At 52.1% G+C, this 22212-nt stretch carries 20 protein-coding genes; 12 read left to right on the top strand and 8 right to left on the bottom strand.

All coding sequences use genetic code 11. From position 1 onward, the window contains the following. Positions 1-12: 12 nt before the first annotated feature. Positions 13-915: a DMT family transporter gene (locus RCA23_RS01095; RefSeq protein WP_044048675.1), complete on the bottom strand. Its 903-nt coding sequence runs from the start codon at positions 913-915 to the stop codon at positions 13-15. A 69-nt stretch (positions 916-984) separates the two neighbouring features. Between RCA23_RS01095 and RCA23_RS01090 the strand changes: the two genes are divergently transcribed. From RCA23_RS01090 to RCA23_RS01045, 10 genes are all read left to right on the top strand, one after another. Continuing rightward, a complete protein-coding gene (locus RCA23_RS01090; protein WP_044048674.1) occupies positions 985-2610 on the top strand; it encodes an AMP-binding protein in 1626 nt (541 codons plus the stop codon). 91 nt (positions 2611-2701) lie between these two features. After that, positions 2702-3619, top strand: coding sequence for a hypothetical protein (locus RCA23_RS01085; protein ID WP_052376963.1), 918 nt, complete (start codon positions 2702-2704; stop codon positions 3617-3619). A 319-nt stretch (positions 3620-3938) separates the two neighbouring features. Further along, positions 3939-4586: a class I SAM-dependent methyltransferase gene (locus tag RCA23_RS01080; protein ID WP_044048673.1), complete on the top strand. Its 648-nt coding sequence runs from the start codon at positions 3939-3941 to the stop codon at positions 4584-4586. Further along, positions 4587-5312: an ATP-binding protein gene (locus tag RCA23_RS01075; protein ID WP_044048672.1), complete on the top strand. Its 726-nt coding sequence runs from the start codon at positions 4587-4589 to the stop codon at positions 5310-5312. A gap of 4 nt (positions 5313-5316) precedes the next feature. Then, positions 5317-7665 carry a sulfatase-like hydrolase/transferase gene (locus RCA23_RS01070; RefSeq protein WP_044048671.1) on the top strand — a complete coding sequence of 783 codons (2349 nt, stop codon included), beginning with the start codon at positions 5317-5319 and terminating at the stop codon, positions 7663-7665. A gap of 285 nt (positions 7666-7950) precedes the next feature. After that, positions 7951-8466 (top strand): hypothetical protein, encoded by a 516-nt coding sequence (locus RCA23_RS16355; protein ID WP_169701298.1) that lies wholly within the window; start codon positions 7951-7953, stop codon positions 8464-8466. A gap of 13 nt (positions 8467-8479) precedes the next feature. Then, on the top strand, positions 8480-9616 hold the full coding sequence (locus tag RCA23_RS01060; RefSeq protein WP_044048670.1) for a DegT/DnrJ/EryC1/StrS family aminotransferase: 1137 nt from the start codon (positions 8480-8482) through the stop codon (positions 9614-9616). Between the two features lie 12 nt (positions 9617-9628). Continuing rightward, positions 9629-10300: an acylneuraminate cytidylyltransferase family protein gene (locus RCA23_RS15875; protein WP_236631416.1), complete on the top strand. Its 672-nt coding sequence runs from the start codon at positions 9629-9631 to the stop codon at positions 10298-10300. Continuing rightward, the gene (locus RCA23_RS01050) at positions 10287-11774 is read left to right on the top strand and encodes a GMC family oxidoreductase (protein ID WP_044048669.1); all 1488 of its coding nucleotides are present in this window, start codon (positions 10287-10289) and stop codon (positions 11772-11774) included. Before RCA23_RS15875 ends, RCA23_RS01050 begins: the two co-directional genes overlap by 14 nt. After that, positions 11774-13108 carry a 3-deoxy-D-manno-octulosonic acid transferase gene (locus RCA23_RS01045; protein WP_044048668.1) on the top strand — a complete coding sequence of 445 codons (1335 nt, stop codon included), beginning with the start codon at positions 11774-11776 and terminating at the stop codon, positions 13106-13108. Before RCA23_RS01050 ends, RCA23_RS01045 begins: the two co-directional genes overlap by 1 nt. A 31-nt stretch (positions 13109-13139) precedes the next feature. On the opposite strand, the gene RCA23_RS01040 is transcribed toward RCA23_RS01045, so the two are convergent. The 7 genes from RCA23_RS01040 to RCA23_RS01010 all read right to left on the bottom strand — a co-directional run bounded on the left by RCA23_RS01040 (position 13140) and on the right by RCA23_RS01010 (position 19810). Next, positions 13140-13541: a hypothetical protein gene (locus RCA23_RS01040; protein WP_169701297.1), complete on the bottom strand. Its 402-nt coding sequence runs from the start codon at positions 13539-13541 to the stop codon at positions 13140-13142. A gap of 252 nt (positions 13542-13793) precedes the next feature. After that, on the bottom strand, positions 13794-14420 hold the full coding sequence (gene upp / locus RCA23_RS01035; protein WP_044048666.1) for a uracil phosphoribosyltransferase: 627 nt from the start codon (positions 14418-14420) through the stop codon (positions 13794-13796). Between the two features lie 326 nt (positions 14421-14746). Then, complete coding sequence (locus tag RCA23_RS01030) at positions 14747-15715, bottom strand: adenosine deaminase (RefSeq protein ID WP_044048665.1); 969 nt, start codon at positions 15713-15715, stop codon at positions 14747-14749. Then, positions 15712-16884, bottom strand: a complete 1173-nt coding sequence (locus tag RCA23_RS01025) for a phosphopentomutase (protein WP_044048664.1) — start codon at positions 16882-16884, stop codon at positions 15712-15714. The genes RCA23_RS01030 and RCA23_RS01025 overlap by 4 nt, the downstream gene beginning before the upstream one ends. Beyond that, the gene (locus RCA23_RS01020) at positions 16877-18199 is read right to left on the bottom strand and encodes a thymidine phosphorylase (RefSeq protein WP_044048663.1); all 1323 of its coding nucleotides are present in this window, start codon (positions 18197-18199) and stop codon (positions 16877-16879) included. The genes RCA23_RS01025 and RCA23_RS01020 overlap by 8 nt, the downstream gene beginning before the upstream one ends. Then, a complete protein-coding gene (locus RCA23_RS01015; protein WP_044048662.1) occupies positions 18199-18615 on the bottom strand; it encodes a cytidine deaminase in 417 nt (138 codons plus the stop codon). Before RCA23_RS01015 ends, RCA23_RS01020 begins: the two co-directional genes overlap by 1 nt. A gap of 100 nt (positions 18616-18715) precedes the next feature. Further along, a complete protein-coding gene (locus RCA23_RS01010; protein ID WP_044048661.1) occupies positions 18716-19810 on the bottom strand; it encodes a cupin domain-containing protein in 1095 nt (364 codons plus the stop codon). A gap of 163 nt (positions 19811-19973) precedes the next feature. Between RCA23_RS01010 and RCA23_RS01005 the strand changes: the two genes are divergently transcribed. After that, positions 19974-21863 carry an AMP-binding protein gene (locus RCA23_RS01005; protein ID WP_044048660.1) on the top strand — a complete coding sequence of 630 codons (1890 nt, stop codon included), beginning with the start codon at positions 19974-19976 and terminating at the stop codon, positions 21861-21863. A gap of 185 nt (positions 21864-22048) precedes the next feature. After that, complete coding sequence (locus tag RCA23_RS16350; RefSeq protein WP_169701296.1) at positions 22049-22204, top strand: hypothetical protein; 156 nt, start codon at positions 22049-22051, stop codon at positions 22202-22204. Positions 22205-22212 lie beyond the last annotated feature (8 nt).

The raw sequence follows: 22212 nt of genomic DNA, 5'->3' as shown, positions 1-22212 counted from the left end.
GCCACAGATGCCCTAATTGTCCGCCGCATTCGAACGAACAGCAATGACAATTCCGGTAACAATGATGACACCGATGCCGACAAACCCCAAGGCTCCAAGGCGATCACCGAACAACATCCAAGCGGTGGCGCTGGCGAAAATCAACATGGAATATTCAAAGATTGAGACATAGGTCACCTCGCCGATGAGATAGGCTTTCATGATGAACCCGATACCAATTAAGGAAAACACCGCCTGAATAGCGATCCACATCCAAACGCTTGCGGATGGCCAAACCCAACCCCTTGTGAGATAGCTGCTGGGATCTCCGGGGAAGACATGAAGGTAAATCACCCCCAAAGCTCCAAAGATCAGCATCAAAAACATATAGGACCAAAGCAAGGCCACAGCGCTTTCGCCTTCACACCATTTGCGCGTCGCCACATTGCCAAAAGCATACATAAGCCCAGCCGAAACCGGGATCAGATTGGCCCAGCCTAATCCGCCAACATCGGGCTTGAGCACCAAAAGCGTGCCCAGAAACCCTAGACAGGCCGTCGCGAGGCGAATTGGCCCAATGCGCCGACGCGACCAAACTGCATCGATGAACATCACCAAAACCGGTGCGGTGAAAAGGCCAGCCGCCACGGCCGAAATGGGAAAGAACCCCAAACAGCCAAAATAGACGAACATGGCGCCAGACAGGAACATATTGCGCCCCAAGACCGGCCATAGGCGCAGGGGTCGCAATGTCCAGCCAGCCAACAGACCGAAACCTACAATAGCCGGAACAGCGATCATGCTGCGCAGAAAGTGAAATTGCCACAGGCTCACTTCCACAGCGATATAGGTGATGAAGTTATCGATCACTCCAACAGTGGCCATACCGGTCACCATAAAGAGAATTGACGCAACTGTATTTGTTTTTTGATCCATTTGGTATGCATGGGCTCTTGAAATCATCTGCGCAAGCGCGATAGTGCGCAGAAATGGGAGGAATGCGACATGGGCTGGATGGCGGAAGAGACTGGGTTGGACAAATGCCAGGCAAATTATGTGCCGCTGACGCCTTTGTCGCATCTGCAACGCGCCGCCTCGGTCTTTGCCGAGCATATTGCGGTGGTCTACGGCTCCCATCGCGCCACCTACCGCCAATATCACGCGCGGGTCAGCCAATTGGCCAGCGCTCTGACAGGCCTCGGCGTCGAGCCCGGGGATGTGGTCGCAACGCTGCTCCCCAATATCACAGCGCAAATTGAAGCCAGCTTTGGTGTGCCCGCATGTGGCGCTGTCTTAAACACCATCAACACCCGGCTCGATGTCGACACGCTGACCTATATTTTCGAACATGGAGAGGCCAAGGTTGTTTTGGTCGACAGCCAATTTCTTACCCCGGTGGAGGCGGCAATTGCCGCTATGAGCACGCCCGCGCCGCAGATCATTGAGGTGGCCGATCAAGAGGCTGGCTTCACCGCCTCTGGCCGGCATCTGGAGTATGAAACATTGCTCACCCGCGGCGATGCTCTGGCCCCTTGGATCATGCCGGCGGATGAATGGGAGAGCCTAGCGCTCAATTATACATCCGGCACAACAGGCCGCCCCAAGGGCGTGGTTTATCACCACCGCGGCGCCTATTTGATGACTATGGGCACGCCGATCAGTTGGCGCATGACGCTCCAGCCGGTGTTCATGGCCATCGTGCCTTTGTTTCACTGTAACGGCTGGAACCACACTTGGATGATGCCCCTTTTGGGCGGCACGGTTGTCGGCTGCCGCGATATTTCAGCCAAGGCGATTTATGATGGCATCGCAGATGAAGGGGTAAGCCATTTCGGCGGCGCGCCCATTGTGCTCAACATGATCGTCAACGCCGCAGACGGCGAACGGCGCAGCTTTGATCATCAGGTTGAGGTCTTTACCGCCGGCGCCCCACCAGCACCGGCGACTTTGGCTGCCATCGGCCAATTGGGTTTTAATGTCACACAAGTCTATGGGCTCACCGAGACCTATGGGCATGTGGTGGAATCGCTTTGGAATCCGGCCTGGGATGCTCTGCCCGCCGAAGAGCAATCGGCCCGCAAGGCCCGCCAGGGGATCGCCATGCCGATGATGGATTTGACCACCGTCGTTGATGACAAAGGCCAGCAAATTGCAATGGATGGCGTGACACAGGGCGAAATCGTCATGCGGGGCAACTCGGTCATGAAGGGCTATTACAAAAATCCCGAAGCGACGGTGAAGGCTTTTGCTGGAGGATTTTTTCATTCCGAAGACATCGCCGTTCAGCATCCCGATGGCATGATGCAGATTGCCGATCGGATGAAAGATATCATCATTTCCGGCGGTGAGAATATCTCAAGCATCGAGGTCGAAGGCGCTATAATGGCCCATCCGGCCGTGAGCCTATGCGCCGTTGTGGCCAAGCCCGATGACAAATGGGGCGAAGTGCCCTGTGCCTTTGTTGAGTTGCTTGAGGGAAAATCGGCCACAGAGGCTGAGGTGATCGCCTTTGTGCGTTCCCGTTTGGCCGGGTTCAAAACACCAAAGCGTATCATCTTCCAAGAGCTGCCCAAAACATCCACCGGCAAGATCCAGAAATTCGAGCTCCGGGGCATCGCAAAAACAGCCTAGGGGCGAGCGGACATCAGCGCAAAACGGCACAGGCCATTGCCTAGATACTCGGATCAACCTATCTTGCGGAAAAGAGGCAGAGCAGGCCCACATGACCGCACTTAAAGCATATGAGCGGCTGGAATGTACCGGCCTTTGGCGCAGCGGCCCTGCGATGCAAAGGCGTGAGGTTGTTGTGTCTTGCGGCCAAGCCACCTTAATTTTGACGGATATGCAAAACCGCCCGCTGGCCCATTGGTCTTTGGCCGCGGTTGATGTCCAAACCCATAAAGAGGATGCAGCGACCCTGAGGCCCGCGCCGGGCTCGGAAGAAAGTTTGGAAATTTCCGACAAAACCATGCTTGACGCCCTGCTAAAGGTGCAAAAAGCTATTGATCGTAGCCGTCCACATCCTGGCAGAGTGCGTTTCATTCTTGCACTCTCAAGCGTCGTCCTTCTCAGCTTTGCAACCCTGATTTGGGGGCCGCAAGCCATGACCCGCTATGCAAGTAACGTCTTGCCTGAGGCCAAACGCATCCAGCTCGGCCAGGTGCTTGCACAGCGCATTGGCCAATTGGCCGGTCCTTATTGCACCAGCCCAGAAGGCATCCGCAGCGCCGCGCTCCTAGTGGAGCGCCTGGCACCGAATACCGCGCTTGAACTGCGCGTCCTCCCCGGGCAACGCGCCGCACCCATCGTTTTGCCCGGCGGCAAAGTGATAGTGTTTGACAATATGGTGGGGCAATCGGACGATCCGGCCGTGACGGCAGCCTATGTCGCCTCCGCCATTGCCACGTTAAATCAAGTCGATCCGCTCGGCATGTTCCTCGAAGACGCCGGACCATTGGTCTCCATCAGCCTGATCACCTCAAACGAGCTCTCAAGCCGGCAGGTGGACCAATTGGCCAAAATAGCCCTGTCAGATCAGCGCAGACCAGCATCCGCCGCACAGCCCCCCGCACCAACCGCCCTTCCCGCCCTTCCCGACGGCGCATGGCTCGGCCTACAGGCGATTTGCAACCCAGGGTGATATGGTGAGCGCTGGGAGAGAAGTTAGTACGGCCTTATTATTTTTGTCTCATTTTTCCGACGCCAAATTCCTCAAATTGCGACCAGGCGCTTTACCGCACCGCCCTAATAACATCCAAATTTTTTTACGAGTGTGTTTTCAAAAAACGATGCCCCAAGAATGTCACGTTTTGGCAATACAGGTGAAGTCATTTGAGTTTTCGCATTGAACTTCCGACAACTTCTGTCATATTTCCAGAGGGCCTGAATTTAAAGCCCGATCAGCGTTGTCTGGACTGTTAACCGCATCAGTGCCGGAAAACGGGAGGAAAGGAATAAGAATGAAATCTCCAAAAATTGTGGCCAAAGGTCGGCCAAAAGGCGATACATACTATAAAGATATTGCGAGCAATTACGAGAAAAAGCGCAAGAAACAAGCTTGGTGGCATGTCGAGCAGGAACAAATGGCGCAGCTCCTAGACCAGCTCCCAGATGGAATGTCGGTCGTAGACATCCCTTTTGGAACAGGCCGTTTCGTTCCGATGTACCGTAAAAAAGGGTTTAAAATTTCGGGATTAGATGCGTCTGAAGATATGATTTCGACAGCACAAAAAACATTAGGCTCTGATTTTGATGGAATTGATGCCCGCGTTGGAGATGCAGCGTCTTTACCATTCAAGGACAAAGAATTCGATTTACTCGTAAGCACACGTTTTCTGCGCGATATCGTTGTCTTCAGTGTTGCAAAGGAAATATTGCGTGAGTTTGCACGAGTTACAAAGAAATATGCAATTATCCAACTCGGTCACAACCGCAAAACAGGCTTCACCCCACATGAAAATAGTCCAATGGGAGGCTGGTTGTCGGAAAACGAACTCACCAAGCTCCTTAATAGTTATGGCTTTGAAGTCGTTGAAAAAAGTCTGGTTCTAGAGCATAACGACGAGGGAACAGATATCTATCATATCTTGTGCAAAATGGCACCGTAAATGTTGGTTGAGCTCTTAGGTTTGCCCGGTTCTGGCAAATCAACCTTGGTTAAAACATTGCTAGAAAAATCGGCCGACCACGCCATTAATATCGAAACATTAAACCAACGTGCCGAACGTGTTTTGCAACACCATAAAAGGAAACGTGGATATATTCGGCGAAAGAGGGGACGCGGATGGTTTTTCGCGACGTTTGAATTTGCGCATTGCTACCCAGAAATATTCAGAATCGTATTTGAAAATGCAATCTTACAGCAGGACAGAAATTTAGACTTTTTTGATCTCTTGGCTCAATATCACTTTTCCAAACAGGCCACAGACGCCGTGGGTCCTGCACTCTCTGATGAGGGTTTTTTGCACCGAGGCTCAGCGATTTTTCTGTATCCGAACACCTATTCGAATATCGACACCTATCTGAAACATGTCCCATGTTTTGACACGGTCATCCATATTGGATGCTCGATTGATTTGGCGATTGAACGGTGCAAATCGCGCCCCAAGGGGCTGCCAAAACGGTATCGGAGTTTTTCCGAACAGGAATTATCGCAATGTTATCAGAAATTGGAGCGGCTACATCAAACTTGTCTCGACCATCACAAGGACAGGGGGGGCAATATCATTCGGGTAGATGGACAAAAGCCCTGGGCCCAAACAACTCAGACAATTCTGGATATTCTATCTGACGATGGAGCCATAGGCGCCGTCCCTTTTGATATAGAGGTTTAGCGTGATGACAAAGAATATTCTCTTCATCAGTATGGACGACTGTGCGGCCTATTGGGACTATAGATCCGTATTCAAGGAAAAACTCCAAACGCCGAATCTTGATCGCATCTGCGAACGCGCAAGTGTATTTCGAGCCGCCTATTGTGCTGCCCCATTGTGCGACCCATCACGAGCCAGTCTTATGTCTGGCATAGCCCCGCATCAATCGGGCGTGGTTTCAAACAACGACTATGTCTTCAACCATATTTCCCCAAAACAGATGTGGAGTTTTGATCTAAAGACACACGGGTATTTTTGCTCCTCCGGTGGAAAAGTACATCATTACTTTGGTGCGATGGACGAAAAATATCACAAGGTCTTATATGATGATGCGCCAAAATCATTTCCGCTTTTCGACTGGACCCCGACCAAATTTAAGTCAGCCGTTGCGCTGGGTGGCCATCGCGGCGGATATGCAACCACAGATCCAGGCGAGGATTCACATTACTATGACGCGCATTCAGCCGACTCTGCCATTTCATTTCTGAATTCATATAACGACGCCGCACCGTTTTACCGCGAAGTCGGTTTTTACAGCCCGCACGGCCCTCGGGTGACCCCAATCCGGTTCAAAGACCTCTATAATGTTGATAATTTTACGCGTCCTGCCGAATGGGAGCAGGGATTTTCAACAAATGACTTTACAAAATATGAGCTGCGGGAAACGCCTGAACTGGCGAAGTCAGATCATAGCTGGTGGCAACATAGCGTTCGAAACTATTTTTCCGCTGTTAGCCATGTTGACTATCACATTGGTCGGGTCTGGGATGCGCTTCAAGCTTCACCACATGCTCAAAATACAATCGTTGTCATTCTATCAGACCACGGATTTCACCTTGGAAATCTAAACCGCTTTCAAAAGAAAACTCTTTGGGAACAGGCCGCCAGGGTGCCACTTATTGTTTTTGACCCCGCCAACCCGCAGGGGCAGGAGATTTATGATCCTGTCAGCTTGATTGATGTTGGTCCTACTGTTTTGGATTATACGGACAGTGTAGCACCCCGCAAGGATAGTTTAGGGAAGTCATTACGCCCATTAATTCGCGGCAGGCCCGCACCGCAAAGGGCTATTCCAACCTTCCTCCAAGATAATGTTGCAATTCGCTATGGGAAATATCGCCTTATTAGATATCGCGACGGCAGCACGCAGCTCTATAATCTCAAAAAAGACTACTGGCAGCAAAAAGTTTTGGGGATCGGACATCGCGGATTTACGCATATGGAAGCGCAACTCTACGAGACGTCCAAAGAGTGGGGCTTTGATATCCCAGAGCGAAAATTGGTACATCCGTTAGTGCCCATGGCAGAAATCGGAAAACCCATTCCAAACTACGGCCATAAAAACATTCCCCACGCAACCTTTATGGCAAATCTCAACACGGATACGGAAAACCACGCCATGAACACAGAACCGCTTTCAAAACACGGACAAAAACAGCCACTCGGCGTTTTGACCATGGTATACAAAGACTATTTTTTCTTGGAGCGCTGGTACAAATATTACAAAGATCAAATTGGTGCAGAGAATATCTACATTTATAGCCACGGAAACGACCCGAGGCACCGCGAGATCGCGCCCTTTGCCCATGGCATGAATGTCCCCAGAGACGAGTCATTTACATTATTTGAAGTCAACCGGTGGCGCATGATGGGTTTTTTTGCCAGCGCTATGTTAGAATTTTACCGTTACATGATTGTGTCAGACGTCGACGAATTTGTTATTGCTGATCCGAAAACCGGTGGAAACGTCTATGACTACATCCAAAAACACTACCTGACAGCGCAATCTCCTAAAAACATGTCTCCATTGGGATTGGAGATCATTCATATTCCAGAACACGAGCCACTCGCGATAGAGGATGGAGAAAGCTTCCTGTCGAGACGCCGTTTTTTCCGCCCTAATCGCAATTATTCAAAACCCTGCATCGTGGGCGGACCGGTTTCTTTTGGACCAGGTGGGCACAGAAATACGCTCGGACCCAGGCATATGCCCGAAGATCTTTATCTCTTGCACCTAAAGTACTTCGATCTGCCAACAATTGAGCGGCGCGCGCAACGGCAACTAGAAATCTTGCAAACTGCCGAAGACAGTGGCGGGATTGCGGTCAATGATCACCCTTGGGCACGGACTTTGCAAAATTATCACGCAATTATCCAGAATGCCGATTTCAAAGGAACCGATGTCGAATTGAAAAAATTCCGAGATCGAATGCGAACCAAGCAGACTGAAAAGTTTCCTCGTCAATACGTTTGGGGATACTTCAAGACTAAGGAAATTTATGAGCTACCGCAGCGATTTTCAACTGTTCTGTAGCCGGTTCCGTTCTGCTGAAAAATTGAAAGTTAAAAAGGGGGTATCCCCCTGAGATACATTCTATGATCATTATTGCATAAACCAATGCAATGTCCGCCAATTCTTCAAACAGTTCCCAGATGATGCAACCTGCCTAGAACACGTGTTCAACTCGCTGTTAGGTCAGGGTCACGAATGCCCAAAGTGCGAACGCGCCTGTCCTACCCCTCTAAAAGGCCTCTGCATAACGCTATTTCAACATGAAATGAGGGCAGCGCCGGCCTGGGCGGGCGCATATGAGCGGTGATGAAATCACTGCAAAATTTGAGCAATGTCCATATATACCACTATACCCAGATGGTGAATGCGCCTGCCGGGGGGCAGGCAGGCGCAGCCCGGTGTTACCACCGGGCAAAGTGTTTTGGCTTGGCAGTTGGGTTATGCAGAGGTCTTTTAATTGTTTGCCACTTCGTGGCGACTGATCGGGCGACGAGGTGGGTTTTTACCCTTGTCTGCAACAACAAGACGGCGGCCAACCGCCCGGCGCTTTCTGCGCGATCTGAAGCGTCCCTGCCCGGATGCGTCTTCATACAGTTCGGGCGGTTCAATGGTCGTGTCGAGGAGGTCTTGCAGAGCTATCATGTCCGATCCGATGAAGAAATCGAGGCGACGCTGCACCGTTACATTTGGTTCTACAACCAACAACTTCCGCAGTCAGCGTTGCGTAGCAGGCCGCCCTTGCAAGCGATGAAGGATTGCCATAAAATCAAACCGGAGCTGATCAAAAAGCAGCCGTACGACCTTCCGGGATGTGACAAATAATTAGGGGGCTGTAATGCCAGGATTTGAACTGATCGGCGAAGAAGAACGTGCAGCCCTAAATGAATTGATGGATGAAGGTGGCGTTTTATTTGCACATGGTTTCGGACCAATGCGCAAACGCTATCATGTTCGGGAATTAGAAGCAGCGTTTCGTGACAAACTAGGCGCGAATGATGCCCTATGCGTTTCATCAGGTACCGCGGCGATCAAAGTCGCGTTGAAGTCATTGGGTGTTACCTACGGGGACGAAGTAATCACGCAATGTTTCAACTTTATCGCGACGGTCGAAGCCATCGTAGACTGTGGGGCAACGCCCGTGATCGCAGGATCAGATGAGACCTTAAATATGGATCCTACCCAATTGGAAGGATTGATTACAAAAAAGACAAAAGCAATTATGCCGGTTCACATGTTAGGCGTTCCCGCACGTATGAATGAAATCAAAGCCATTGCTAAAAAATACAAACTGCCTGTGATCGAAGACGCCTGCGAGGCCGTTGGCGCAAAATATAATGGTCAATATGCTGGAACGTTGGGTGATGCAGGTGTCTTCAGTTTTGATTTTGGTAAAACAATAACAACTGGCGAAGGCGGCCTTGTGATTTTACAAAACGCTGAAATGGCCGAAAAATCGCGCTGGTATCACGATCACGGCCACATGAATCTAGAGGGTAGACCACGGGGATTAGATCGTGCAGGAATCACAGGCTTCAACTATCGTATGAGTGAATTGAATGCCGTCGTTGGTAAGGCGCAATTGGCAAAACTGGATTACATCTTAGAGGAATCTGGAAAACGCTTCAAAGTATTGTGTGATGGTGTCACGGTCCCAGCGTTTAAAAAACGCGCAATCCCAGAGGAAGCCGAACCTGCGTTTGACACCGTGATTTTCGAAGTCAAAGATAAAAATTTGCGCGATAGCACAATCGCCCTATTGAGTGACATGGGTTTTGGAACAAAAAATTTACCTGATGCTATGAATTGGCATTGCTCGGTATTTTGGGATCACATGGGGTTCGACACACGCACCCCTGCCGCGATGGAAACCCTCGCGCTTTTGGAACGACAAATCGCAATCCCCGTCGTTTTGGGCCGATCGGTCGAAGATTATGCAGCGCTTGCGGATGCATTGAACGCATTGGCAGACTAAGTTTTGTTAATCGTGGTACCAGCCCGGGCAGGATCCAAAGGAATTCCTGGAAAAAACACCAAAATCTTTCGCGATGCGCCTTTGGTGAATTGGTCATTTGCTGCTGCAAAATGGCTATCGAACAAATTAGATGCACAGGTTCTATGTACCACTGATGATCCCAAGGTGGCGGAGCTGGCTCGGGCAATGAATTTGTTGGTGCACAATCGGGCCAAGCAGTTGGCCAACGATACAGCCAGCATGGCGGAGGTAGTTCTGGATGTCTGTGAGGCCACGAACTCAAATAATTATATTCTGTTACAACCCACGTCGCCGTTACGGATAAAGGTCGATTTGGAACGACTGGTGTCAGCGTTGGAGAAGAATCCAACGGTCGTATCCTGTACCGCCCCTGCAGAAGCGCCAGAAGATATCATCGAATTATCATCTGGGCCGATCATAACTGGTCCCAAAACTGAAACACGCCAAGAGCGAGTCAGAGAATATCGTTTTGTGGATGGGGCGTTTTATGCTGGCTGTGTAACGAACCTTAAAAACGGGCTAGGTTTTTCACCCGCTGGCACAAAATTCGTAACACTATCCAATCCGATTGCTAATGATATCGATACACCCTTTGACTGGACGATGGCAGAAACCCAGCATGATTGGCTTGTATCGCAGGGAGTGGAATTTGTCCGTCCCTGAATTTGACCTCGTGATCGTGGGTGGTGGTTCCGCGGGGTTAGAACTGGCCCGCATGGCAACACGTGCAGAATTGAACGTTGCCTTGATTGAACAAGGTGTCAGCAGTGGGCGTCACATTTTCCAGCGTATTCCATTGATGGTCGGTAAAATTATAGGCAATTCGCGTTTTGTGGATGTTTGGCGATCTATCCCTTTGACGAGCGCTGGTGGATTTGCGCGGCCCATACTCGCTGGGCGAGGGTTGGGTGGATCCTCTCGGATCAATGGTAATGTAGCATATGCTGGGCCCCGCCATAGATATGCCCAAGTCTATGACAAAATTGGGTTAAATTTTTCAGATATCTTACGTGAGTTATCACCAGGAGCATCGAACGCTGCGCCGCGCGTTCACACATGGACAGATGGTCTGAGCGAACTGTTTTTGAAAGCGACGGTGGCTGACGGTGCCCGTTTGCTGGACGACCCTGATGATGATTTCTTTGGAGCATCACCCCTGCATGTGAATACGCGATGGGGTTTAAGACACAACCACTTGGAGGCATTTTACCGCCAAGCCAAAAAGTCAAAGCTCACGATCGTTCAAGGAACCGCAAAAGAATTAATCTTTACCGATAGTCGGGTTTCAGGAGTTGTTTTGGTAGATGGCGTTGAAATACACGCACAGGAAATCATTGTGTCTGCTGGTGCTATTGGATCCCCCACCCTTTTACTACAGTCTGGTATTGGTGATAGTGCGATGCTGCGTCGAGCTGGAATTGCGGGCAAATTGGATCAACCTCATGTTGGTCGACACCTAAAAGATCACGCAAATTTGCGCATCCCGTTTTCTTGCCCCGAACATGATACGCTGAATCAAAAAACCCGTGATTTTAAAGCGTTGGCTGAAGGGTTCAAATTTTTGACGGGTCAGTCTGACACCATTTTGCGCGGCCCAGGTGCATCAGCCGGTTTGAATGTCGAATGGGAAAATCCGTATCGCATTCAATTGGTACATTTCACCCAAGACCGATCACAAGTTGGCACAAAAGGGATCGTATTCGAAAAAGTACGGGGCGCTTCTTTGGGAATGTATGCACTTTGGCCCTATTCCGAAGGGTCGGTTGAATTGACATCAAAGGAATTACGTATTGATCCAGGATTTTTAGCCGACCAGCGCGATATGACAACAACACTGCAGGCGTTAAGCCATGCCCGTAACTTGATTTTCCAAATGGGATTTGCGCCGCATTCCAACCATATCGATGATGAAACATTGATCCGCACTGGTGTATATTCTGGTTATCATTTGATCGGGTCAAACCGTATGGCAACCACAGCGCGTGATGGCGTTGTCGCACCCGATTTTCGAGTCCATGGAATTGATGGCCTTTCGATTTGTGATGCATCTGTGATGCCGGATCATTTGTCATCACACAGCTATTTAGCTACGATCGCTCAAGCCCGGATGTTGGGTCATCAACGGGGCTGGATCTAATGTTTCCAAACCGTCTGTCAGATCGTCTTGTTTTATGTCTCTGGTCAATCCTTTGGCATTTGGCTTTGCCATTGATAATTTTATACCTGTGGTACCGTAGCCGTTCGGAATCTTTATATATAACAAATTTGCGCGAAAGATTTGGAGGTGGATCACCAGTACCACCAGACACAATTTGGGTACATGCCGTCAGCTTAGGAGAAACACGTGCAGCAGATCCGCTCATTCGCAGTTTGATAGATCGTGGTGAAACAATCTTGCTGACGACTATAACAGCAGCCGGGCGGGCCGAAGCGTCGAAACTTTTTGCAGATGATATTGCCGCGAAACGTTTATATCTGCGCTGGACCCCCATCGAATTACCCTGGGCCCTGCGTCGATTCATTTGTAATCATAAGCCTAGATTTGGCATGATTATGGAAATTGAACTTTGGCCACAAATGATTGCCCAAGCAAAACGTCTAGGGGTGCCTTTGATCATGGCACAAGCACAATACCCAGACAAAAGCTTTGCGCGCGATCAAAAGGGGTTTGGACGAATACGCGCACGTAGTATCCAGGGATTTGACTTAATACTCGCCAAATCTCAACGTCATGCAGAAAGATTTCGTCACTTCGGAGCCAAAAATGTTCGCGTAACAGGCGAATTGAGATTCGAACAAACTATCCCGCAAACACAGCTTGACGCAGCTGGTGCACTTTTGGAAACCATTGATCCAAAACGACTTCGCATTTGCCTTGCGAGTACGGCCCCCGACGAAGATCCAATGTTGATACCTGTAATTCAGGAGCTTTTGAAACATACAATTGGAACTAAACCGTTCATAATCTATGTGCCTCGCCATCCAAAGAATTTTGAAGAGACCAAGCAAAAATTGCGTAACGCAGGTTTAAATATGGCCGTCCGATCACGGGATTTTGCAGCAGACCTTTCAATGCTAACGCCCTTACCTGCTGATTGTGATGGTTTGTTTGGTGACAGTTTAGGTGAAATCAATTTCTACTACGCATTGGCCCAATCGGTGTTCGTTGGTGATAGTTTCAATGGCGAGGGGTCCCACAATATCATTGAACCTCTACGTCTACTGAATTCCGTAGTTGTAGGCCCCAGCATATGGGGCATCGAGTACCCTGGTTTAGAGGCAATCGAAGACGGTGTATTGATCAAATTAGCCACACCTGATGATCTGTTAACCCATTGGCGTAATTTCACCCCGAACGTCAACAATGACCAAATTTCGAATTTTATCCACAATCATGGAGGTGCAACGACACGCATTTTGAAAGAATTAAGTGAGCATTACTTGCCGAGCACCCAATTTCAGAGCCACTAATTTTCGACGTCTCTATTAGAGCGCGTTCATTTCAAAAGACCTCTGTATAACGCCATTGCAACATGAAATGAGGGCCGCGCGTGCCGTTGAACCGTTCGTTGTAGCCATTCTCCGCCAAGGCCGCGCGAGTTCCTCCGATGGCTAAAATCGTCTGTAAGGGGCCCGCTGTATCAGCGATAATACCGCCACCCTTCAGGTGTTTCAAAAATCCCCGCACGCCCTGACGGCCTGGCAAATCTGCCATGAAAGAGGCAAACTCTCTCCTTTGCAGAACGTCCCAGCAATCAATATTTTCACCGATAAAATAACTCAGTTCCTCCGCCTGCGACGAGGGGTCAACATCTCCCAAAAAATTGTTGGTATCGTCACGTTGCGGCATGGCCCCAAAACCATGGCCCGATTTTCCAAGGCGCATCGCGATGTCTTCAATCACTCGGTCTGACAATCGCATCCGCAAACCGGTTCGTCTGCCACAATCACATCCCCGTTTTGAGCCCGGATTATGGTTTGGGTTACCGCAATTTCAGTCGGTTCTATTACGGTCGTTGAGGTCGGTTTGTTGTTCATATAAAAACTTACATCAAAAAAATAATGAATATCTTATCGGGATCGCTCTAACGTGGTGAAACATGAATGACCTTCAGCGATTATGCAAGCTTTGCATTATTGGAACACATCCAACCCTTCACTTCGTCCCAAACATCCTGTCGCCCGCATCGCCAAGGCCAGGAAGGATATAGCCGATATCGCTGAGGCAGTCATCAACCGCGGCTGTTGTGATATCGACGTCAGGATGCGCCTCTTGCATACGGGCAATGCCTTCAGGGGCAGCTAAGAGGCAGAGGAATTTGACATTGCGCGCGCCCGCCTGTTTGAGCAAATCAATCGCCGCAACACTCGAGTTGCCAGTAGCCAACATGGGATCGACGGCGATCACAACGCGGTTTTGCAGATCATCGGGCACTTTGAAATAATATTGCACAGGCTGTAGGGTTTCTTCATCGCGATAAAGCCCCACAAACCCCACTCTTGCCGAGGGAATCAATTCCAAAACCCCATCCAGCAACCCATTCCCGGCCCTAAGAATAGAGACCAAGGCCAGTTTTTTTCCCGTCAAAACAGGCGCTTGCATAGAGCGCATGGGCGTTTCAATGTCGCACAGCTCCAGCGGCAAATCCCGCGTCACCTCATAGGCAATCAGATGGCTGATCTCGCGCAGCAATTGGCGAAACTGATTGGTCGGTGTCGACTTATCGCGCATCAAGCTCAGCTTATGTTGCACAAGCGGATGATCAACAATGGTAAGGGTCATAGGATTTAGCCAATTACAAGGATTACATGAGCCGATACTGGTGCAAAATTGCGGTTTTGACAATGCGCGGTTGCTTCAAAAAAACCTCTGCATAACGCCATTTCAACACGAAAGGCCTGGGCGGGCGCATATGTGCCGTGGTGAAATCACCGCAAAATTTGAGCCATAACCATGTATATCAGTATACCCAGATGGTGAATGCGCCTGCCGCGGGGCAGGCAGGCGCAGCCCGGTGTTGCCACCGGGCAAAGTCATTTGGCTTGGCGGCTGGGTTATGCAGAGGTCTTTGAAATGACGTTAAGATTGCCGCGGTGTGACACCAGACCCTAGTTTTCCAGAGTTTTGGCCAAAGCCTCTTTGGTGTCAGCATCACAAAACGCTGCATCAAGGGCTGTGGCATTGAGCGCATGGAAATCATCTACGCCCCAGCCAAACACCCTCTCCAATTGCTCGAACTCTTGCGTCATATCGGTGTGAAAAAATGGGGGGTCATCGGTGCTGACCGTGACCTTCACCCCTGCGTCCCGCAGCTTGGCGATCGGGTGCTGTTCCAGGCTCGGATAGACGCCAAGGGCAATATTGGAGCCAGGGTTTACCTCCAATACAAGTCCCGTTTCGGCAAGGTAATCGACCAACTTAGGGTCCTCAATCGCATGCACCCCATGGCCAATCCGCTCAATGCGTAAATCGTTAATCGTATCCCAAACCGATTGCGCTCCGCCCCATTCGCCAGCGTGGGAGGTCAAGCGCAGCCCAGCTTCGCGCGCCATGTCAAAAGCATAGGCAAAGTCCCCGGCTTTGCCGGCATCCTCTGCCCCGCCCATGCCAAAGCCGACAACCCAATCCCCCGCTGTCTCAGCAGCGCAAAGGGCCGTCTCCCGCGCTTTATCTGGCCCGAAATGGCGGATGCAGGTGACGATGCCTTTCAGCGTGACCCCCTCCACATGCGCCTCTTGCATAGCATGTAGATACTCGCGCCAAGCGCCCAGATCTCTGCCACCGCAGAAATCGGGGGAGACGAAGGTCTCGGCATAAACCACATTGTGCTCAGCAAGGTTTTCCAGCACCGATTGCGTCAGGCGCTGAAAATCTTCTGGGCTTTGCAATGCTTGGGTGGCCGCCTCATAGACCTGCAAAAACTCACCAAATCCGCTGTATTTATACGCGCCTTCCTCATCAAAAATCCCGCCAATATCGACAGATTTCTCTTGCGCGAGACCCCGGATAAAGGCCGGATCCGCCGCGCCCTCCAGATGCAGATGCAACTCAATTTTCGGAAATGTTTTCCAGCTCATAAGAAATTCCTACCCTGCCCTTGTGCCACAACACCCAAATGCGCGGCCACCGTTGCGGCCACATCTTGAAACGCAATCATGCGATCAGAAACCTGAGTTTGTGCCAAATTCTGTCCATGAACAAGCACAGGCACCTGCTCGCGTGTATGATCTGTGCCGCGCCATGTCGGATCATTGCCATGATCGGCTGTAAAGATCACCAGATCATCGGGCCGGCTTTGGGCCAGAATGGGACCAATCTGCGCATCGAACCATTCCAGCGCCCGCGCATAGCCTTCCGCATCGCGCCTGTGGCCAAAGAGCGTGTCGAATTCCACAAAATTGGCAAAGGTCAAACTGCCATCGGGCGCCTGCCGCATCTCATCGGCCAAATGCTCCATCAGCTGCGCGTCACTGCCCTTGCGGCAGCGCGTAATCCCGCGCATCGAAAAAATGTCTCCGATCTTGCCAATCGCATGGACGGGCCGGCCGGCCTGCATCACCCACTCGCAAAGGGTTGCAGACGGCGGATCCATCGCAAAATCCCTGCGATTCAGCGTGCGCTGAAATCCCGTTTCCAAAGATCCAACAAAGGGCCGTGCAATCACACGCCCGACCTTCATCTTATGCAGAATGCCCGCCATGTCTTGGCAAAGATCATAAAGATTTTGCAGGCCGAAATGCTCTTCATGGGCCGCAATCTGAAACACGCTGTCCACAGAGGTGTAACAAATCGGCAGACCAGAGCGCAGATGCTCGGCGCCAAATGCCTCAATCACTGGCATGCCAGAGGCGTGGCAATTTGCCAGGCTGCCGCCTGCAAAGTTTTGAAGCGCCGCCAAGACCTGCGGCGGAAACGCCGGCGTTTCATCAGGAAAATAGTGCCAATCCCAAGGCACTGGCACCCCTGCCAACTCCCAATGGCCCGATGGGGTATCTTTACCCTTGGAGATTTCGCGCGCCACCGCCCAGACCCCAGAACGCGCAGCCGGCCATGGAGAGGACATGCCGCTTGAATGTTGCAAAGCCTCCCCCAGGCCCAAGGCGGCCAAATTCGGCATATGCAGATCACCCTGACGCGCCTGAATGATGTGGCCCAGCGTATTGGCCCCCGCATCCCCAAACTCCGAAGCATCGGGCGCGCCCCCACAGCCCAGAGAATCCAGAACCACCAATAAAGCCCTAGCCATGTTTTGTCACCTTTGTTGGCGTAATCCGCTCAATGATCAGAGCCGGCAACACCGGAGGCTCTGCGCTCAAAGTCACGGCACCCTGAACAGCGCGCATGGCCATTTCGGCTTGTTTCGAGCTTCGGCAATGCAGCCGCGCGATCAGCGCGCCTTTGCGCAGATGCGTGCCCAGCGGGGCAATGTCCGACAGGCCAACGGAATGATCGATCCGATCATCTTCGCGTTGCCGCCCGCCGCCGAGGGCAACCACAGCCTGCCCCAGCGCAGCCCCATCCATCTCAGCTAGATAGCCTGTACCGGGTGAGCGCAGCTCATAAGCCGGAGCGATTTCCAGATAATCTTGCCAGCGATCTGCAAAATTCTCAGGCCCCCCCTGCGCGCTGACCATCGCCCCAAACCGGGCCTTTGCACTGCCATCTTGCAAGGTTGCCCGCAAGCCGTCCCGCGCGCCAGTCTCAGTTAGAAACATTTGCGTTTGCGCCAAAAGCTGCGTGCCAAGCTCAAGCGCCACCTCGACCATCGCCCCTTGCCCGCTCTCAAAGGCGCGCATCACATCGGCAATCTCAAGCGCATTGCCAATACTGGGGATCAGCGGTTGACTCATATCCGTCAAAACCGCGTTGGTGGGGCAACCTGCCCCATTGGCCGTGGCAACCAAAGCCTGCGCCAAATCTCGCGCTTGACCCAGATCTGACATCACAGCGCCCGAACCAGTTTTGACATCCAGCACCAAACCCTCCAGCCCAGCGGCCAGCTTCTTGGCCAGAATAGAAGCGGTGATCAAATCACGAGATCGTACGGTCCCTGTCACGTCCCGCACCGCATAGAGGCGTTGATCGGCCGGCGCGATATCCGGGCTTGGTGCCACGATTGCGCAACCGACCTTGGCCACAATGGCGCGAAATTCGGCCTCGGAGAACTTTGTTTTCAAGCCCGGGATAGCCTCCAATTTGTCTAAGGTCCCGCCCGTATGCCCCAATCCACGCCCGGAAATCATCGGAACATAGGCGCCAACCGCCGCCAGCATCGGCGCCAAAATCAAGGAGACTGAATCCCCCACGCCGCCTGTAGAATGCTTGTCGATCACCTTGCCAGGCAGATCCCAGTTGAGCACTTTGCCGCTGTCTCGCATACCCAGTGTCAGGGCCACGCGCCCCTCCTCGCTCAGCCCCTGCAAACAAATTGCCATAGCAAATGCGCCAGCCTGTGCGTCACTGATTTCATCCGCCCCCAAATTGGCCCCAAAAGCCTGCACCGCTTCAGGCGGCACGGGCCAGCCTTCTCGCAAAGCCAAAAGAAGGTCACGGGTCAGCATTAGGCTTTCGGGTCCTCAGCACCAGCTGTCAGATGATCTAAATCAAAAGCACCCGGCAGCAAATCCGCCACCTGTGTACGTTCTTGCGCGCCGCTGGTTGCCAGTAACGTCACGGTCACCGGCCCCTTGGCAAATTCCGCCAGCTTTTGGCGACAGCCACCACAGGGCGGTACGGGACGGTCTCCACCGGCAATAACAGCCACTTCAACAATCTCATATTCCCCCCCTGCGCACATGGCGGCAATCGCACCAGCCTCGGCGCAGGTTCCCTCGGGATAGGCCACATTTTCGACATTGCATCCAACATAAATTGCGCCGCTAGCACTGCGCAGCGCTGCCCCGACCGCGAAATTGGAATAGGGCACATAGGCTTTCAGGCGAACCTGAGACGCTGCGAGAATTAAATCATTGCTCATGATGATCACCTTTCAAAATCGACGCCCCGCGCCGCTCTTGCGCATTACATACCCAATGGCGAACCCCGTCTACCCTGCAAATGCCATTGCCGTTGACGGCTTAAACGCTGTCTTCCAAATGGGTCTCAAAGTCACCAGGCAAACTGACCTCCAAAAGCTCAAGATCCTCGGACGGTGCGCTATAAAGGCAAGCCATATCCGGCGGGATGACAAAAGCATCGCCTGCCACAAGGGTCTGCGCCGCCTGCGCCTTGCTTTGCAGCGTCAATTGACCATTCAGGACAAAAGTGAAGTGAATGTCGCTCGTGTGGCGGGCCCAAACAGGGCTGCCCGGCCCTGGTTTGACCACCTGAACCCCCGCCACCGCGCCTGTATTGGCACAAATCATCGTATCGCGCGCCACAAACCCTGGCAGGCGAAACGGGCGCCATTCGGTTTCATTCGCTTTGTAATGAACAAACCTTTGCCCCTCAAACAGCCGATCCGGGCGTATATGCGCGTTTGGCAGATCCATGTCATGATCTATCGTGGTGATGTGTTCTGCGGGCACGCCAATCTCAATCACCTCCAAATCCTCACTGGCAAAGAGCACACGATGACGAATTTCTGGCGGTTGGATCACGCAATTTCCAGCTTCGAGACGAAACGGCGGCCCTTGATCCTCATAGACCAAATCCACCCAGCCTTTGTAGCAATAGATCAGCTGAAATCCGACCGAGTGGAAATGTACCATATCCGGCACAGGCCCGCCGCCAGGAATACGGATATGGCTGGCGATGATTGAACCGCCCAAACGGCTGGGAATAAGATCGCGATAGTGCATGCCTGCGCGTCCAATGACCCAGGGCGCCTGATCGGCCATGCGGCGCATCACAAATTCATGCGCAACAGGCGGCATCACCACGGGCGGAGCAAGGGCGGCAATTTCGATGCGCGTGCCATTGGGCGCGGTCAAATGCGTCTGACCGTCCGCAATCAACATCGGATCATCACACAGGATGCGCAGCACCCCCGGCGCAGTCTGGGCGTCCTTTTGCACCCTCACCCGCAAACCATAGCCTGAAAACACCGCAACGCTGGGATCGTCGGCCGGAAAAATTTCATCCATCCGCATCCCAAGGGTCTTGGTGAAAAACGGAATGTCATCTCGCAATTGTTTGGTCGGCAACACCACTTCGGCGCGTATATTTTGCATGGTCTCTCTCCGATATCACAGTGGGTTAATAGCCATTTTCCACGAGAGTTCCGCATGATGCAATGGCGGATCATCGCATCCCAAAATGTTAGCGCAAGCCCAATGTTGCGTCCAAGCCTGTGATAGGTAATAACCTTCTCAAAACTGAAGTGGAGGCGATCAGATGTCCTATAAAGAAGTTTATGCCGGTTGGCAGGCAGACCCAGAGGCATTTTGGATGAAAGCTGCTGAGGCGATTGATTGGATCAAAGCGCCCTCCAAAGCTCTGTGGGATGATGACGCCCCCCTGTACGAATGGTTTAAGGACGCGCAGGTCAACACCTGCTACAACGCCGTGGATCGCCATGTCGAGGCCGGCAATGGCGATCGGGTGGCCATTATCTATGACAGCCCTGTCACGGGACAGAAATCCAAAACCACCTATGCAGAGTTGCAAGAGCAAGTCGCCGCCCTCGCAGGCGGGCTGGCTGCCAAAGGGGTCGTGGCGGGAGACCGGGTTGTCATCTACATGCCGATGGTCCCTGAGGCCTTGGTCGCCATGTTGGCATGTGTCCGGATCGGCGCGATCCATTCGGTTGTCTTCGGCGGTTTCGCCGCAAATGAGCTGGCCGTGCGTATTGATGACGCCACGCCAAAGGCGATTATTGCAGGCTCCTGCGGTATCGAACCCGGCCGCATTGTTGAATATAAACCACTGCTCGATGGCGCGATTGATCTGGCAACGCATAAACCTGAATTTAGCGTTATTTTCCAGCGCCCCCAATGTGAAGCTGAGTTGGGGCCTCAGGACATTGAATGGCATGAATTGCAAAAGGGCGTGCCCCCCGCGCCCTGCGTGGCAGTATCCGGTGATCATCCGGCTTATATTCTGTATACCTCCGGCACAACCGGCGCGCCCAAGGGCGTTGTGCGCCCCACCGCGGGACATTTGGTGGCGTTAAACTGGACGATGAAAAACATCTACAACGTGGTTCCTGGCGATGTCTTTTGGGCCGCCTCTGATGTGGGTTGGGTCGTTGGGCATTCCTACATTTGTTACGCGCCATTGATCCATGGCAACACAACGGTCGTCTTTGAAGGCAAGCCGGTCGGCACGCCGGATGCAACAACCTTTTGGCGGGTGATTGCCGAGCATGATGTGCGCAGTTTCTTCACGGCCCCCACCGCCTTTCGTGCGATCAAGCGGCAAGACTCAAAAGGCGAATCGATCAAAAATTTCGACATGAGCCGGTTGCGCGCGCTTTATTTGGCCGGCGAACGGGCCGATCCGGACACCATTGAATGGGCGCAAGAGGTCATGGGCGTGCCGGTCTATGACCACTGGTGGCAAACCGAAACCGGCTTCACCATCGCCGGCAATCCGGCGGGTATTGAGGCCATGCCGGTCAAGATTGGCTCCCCGACCGTGGCCATGCCGGGCTATGATGTGCAAATCTTGGATGAAGGGGGCCATCAGGTGCCAGTTGGCGAGTTGGGCGCCATTGCGGTCAAACTGCCACTCCCCCCGGGCACTCTACCCACCCTTTGGAATGCATCGGATCGTTTCATTAAGTCCTACCTCACCACCTTTCCTGGCTATTATGAAACCGGTGATGCCGGGATGATTGATGAGGGTGGCTATCTCTACATCATGGCCCGGACCGATGACGTCATCAACGTCGCAGGACACAGGCTCTCGACCGGTGGGATGGAAGAAGTTTTGGCCAGTCACCCGGATGTGGCCGAATGCGCCGTGATCGGTGTGAGCGATGAGCTCAAGGGGCAATTGCCACTTGGATTTCTCTGCCTCAACGACGGCTGCACCCGCACAGCTGAGCAAGTTGTCGCCGAGGTGATCACATTGGTCCGCGAAAAGATTGGCCCCGTTGCCGCGTTCAAACTGGCCTGTGTGGTGGATCGCCTGCCCAAAACACGCTCAGGCAAAATCCTGCGCGCAACCATGGTTAGCATCGCGGATGGCAAAGCCTATAAGGCCCCTGCAACGATAGATGATCCCGCTGTTTTGGACGAGGTGCGTTTGGCACTACAGAAATTGGGATATGCGCAACCATGAGATGCGCCGTCCAATAGTCCGGACGCACTCTTTGCCGCTTGATCTTAACGTGATGTTAAAAAATAAAAAGTTTTATCAACGCGTCTTGATTTTTGGTCACTTCTTGTCATCAATAAAATGAGGCGTGGCCTATTAGGGCCGTTCTCGACTCAAATGACGTCAATAAATTTAGATGGAGATCCATTATGAAAAAACTCGTTCTTGCAGGTGCATTCGCAGCATCTATGGTTGGCACAACCTCTTCTGCACAAGGTGCACTCGGTGCATCCAGCTTTGTAAACTTTGTGCCACTGATCGCAATCGTGGCAACAGTTGGCTTGGCGTCCTCTTCAGGCACCTAAGTAAAATT

The organism is Planktomarina temperata RCA23 (assembly GCF_000738435.1).
Classification (GTDB): domain Bacteria; phylum Pseudomonadota; class Alphaproteobacteria; order Rhodobacterales; family Rhodobacteraceae; genus Planktomarina; species Planktomarina temperata.
Note: the sequence above shows the minus strand (reverse complement) of the source record. Positions and strands in the feature narration are given on the sequence as shown.

Coding starts and splice junctions, on each gene's coding strand:
- RCA23_RS01005 (WP_044048660.1), top strand. CDS start 19,974: ATGTCCTATAAAGAAGTTTATGCCGGTTGGCAGGCAGACCCAGAGGCA.
- RCA23_RS01010 (WP_044048661.1), bottom strand. CDS start 19,810: ATGCAAAATATACGCGCCGAAGTGGTGTTGCCGACCAAACAATTGCGA.
- RCA23_RS16350 (WP_169701296.1), top strand. CDS start 22,049: ATGAAAAAACTCGTTCTTGCAGGTGCATTCGCAGCATCTATGGTTGGC.
- RCA23_RS01085 (WP_052376963.1), top strand. CDS start 2,702: ATGACCGCACTTAAAGCATATGAGCGGCTGGAATGTACCGGCCTTTGG.
- RCA23_RS01070 (WP_044048671.1), top strand. CDS start 5,317: ATGACAAAGAATATTCTCTTCATCAGTATGGACGACTGTGCGGCCTAT.
- RCA23_RS01045 (WP_044048668.1), top strand. CDS start 11,774: ATGTTTCCAAACCGTCTGTCAGATCGTCTTGTTTTATGTCTCTGGTCA.
- upp (WP_044048666.1), bottom strand. CDS start 14,420: ATGACCCTTACCATTGTTGATCATCCGCTTGTGCAACATAAGCTGAGC.
- RCA23_RS01025 (WP_044048664.1), bottom strand. CDS start 16,884: ATGGCTAGGGCTTTATTGGTGGTTCTGGATTCTCTGGGCTGTGGGGGC.
- RCA23_RS01090 (WP_044048674.1), top strand. CDS start 985: ATGGGCTGGATGGCGGAAGAGACTGGGTTGGACAAATGCCAGGCAAAT.
- RCA23_RS01060 (WP_044048670.1), top strand. CDS start 8,480: ATGCCAGGATTTGAACTGATCGGCGAAGAAGAACGTGCAGCCCTAAAT.
- RCA23_RS01075 (WP_044048672.1), top strand. CDS start 4,587: ATGTTGGTTGAGCTCTTAGGTTTGCCCGGTTCTGGCAAATCAACCTTG.
- RCA23_RS01020 (WP_044048663.1), bottom strand. CDS start 18,199: ATGCTGACCCGTGACCTTCTTTTGGCTTTGCGAGAAGGCTGGCCCGTG.
- RCA23_RS16355 (WP_169701298.1), top strand. CDS start 7,951: ATGAAATCACTGCAAAATTTGAGCAATGTCCATATATACCACTATACC.
- RCA23_RS01030 (WP_044048665.1), bottom strand. CDS start 15,715: ATGAGCTGGAAAACATTTCCGAAAATTGAGTTGCATCTGCATCTGGAG.
- RCA23_RS01080 (WP_044048673.1), top strand. CDS start 3,939: ATGAAATCTCCAAAAATTGTGGCCAAAGGTCGGCCAAAAGGCGATACA.
- RCA23_RS01095 (WP_044048675.1), bottom strand. CDS start 915: ATGGATCAAAAAACAAATACAGTTGCGTCAATTCTCTTTATGGTGACC.
- RCA23_RS01015 (WP_044048662.1), bottom strand. CDS start 18,615: ATGAGCAATGATTTAATTCTCGCAGCGTCTCAGGTTCGCCTGAAAGCC.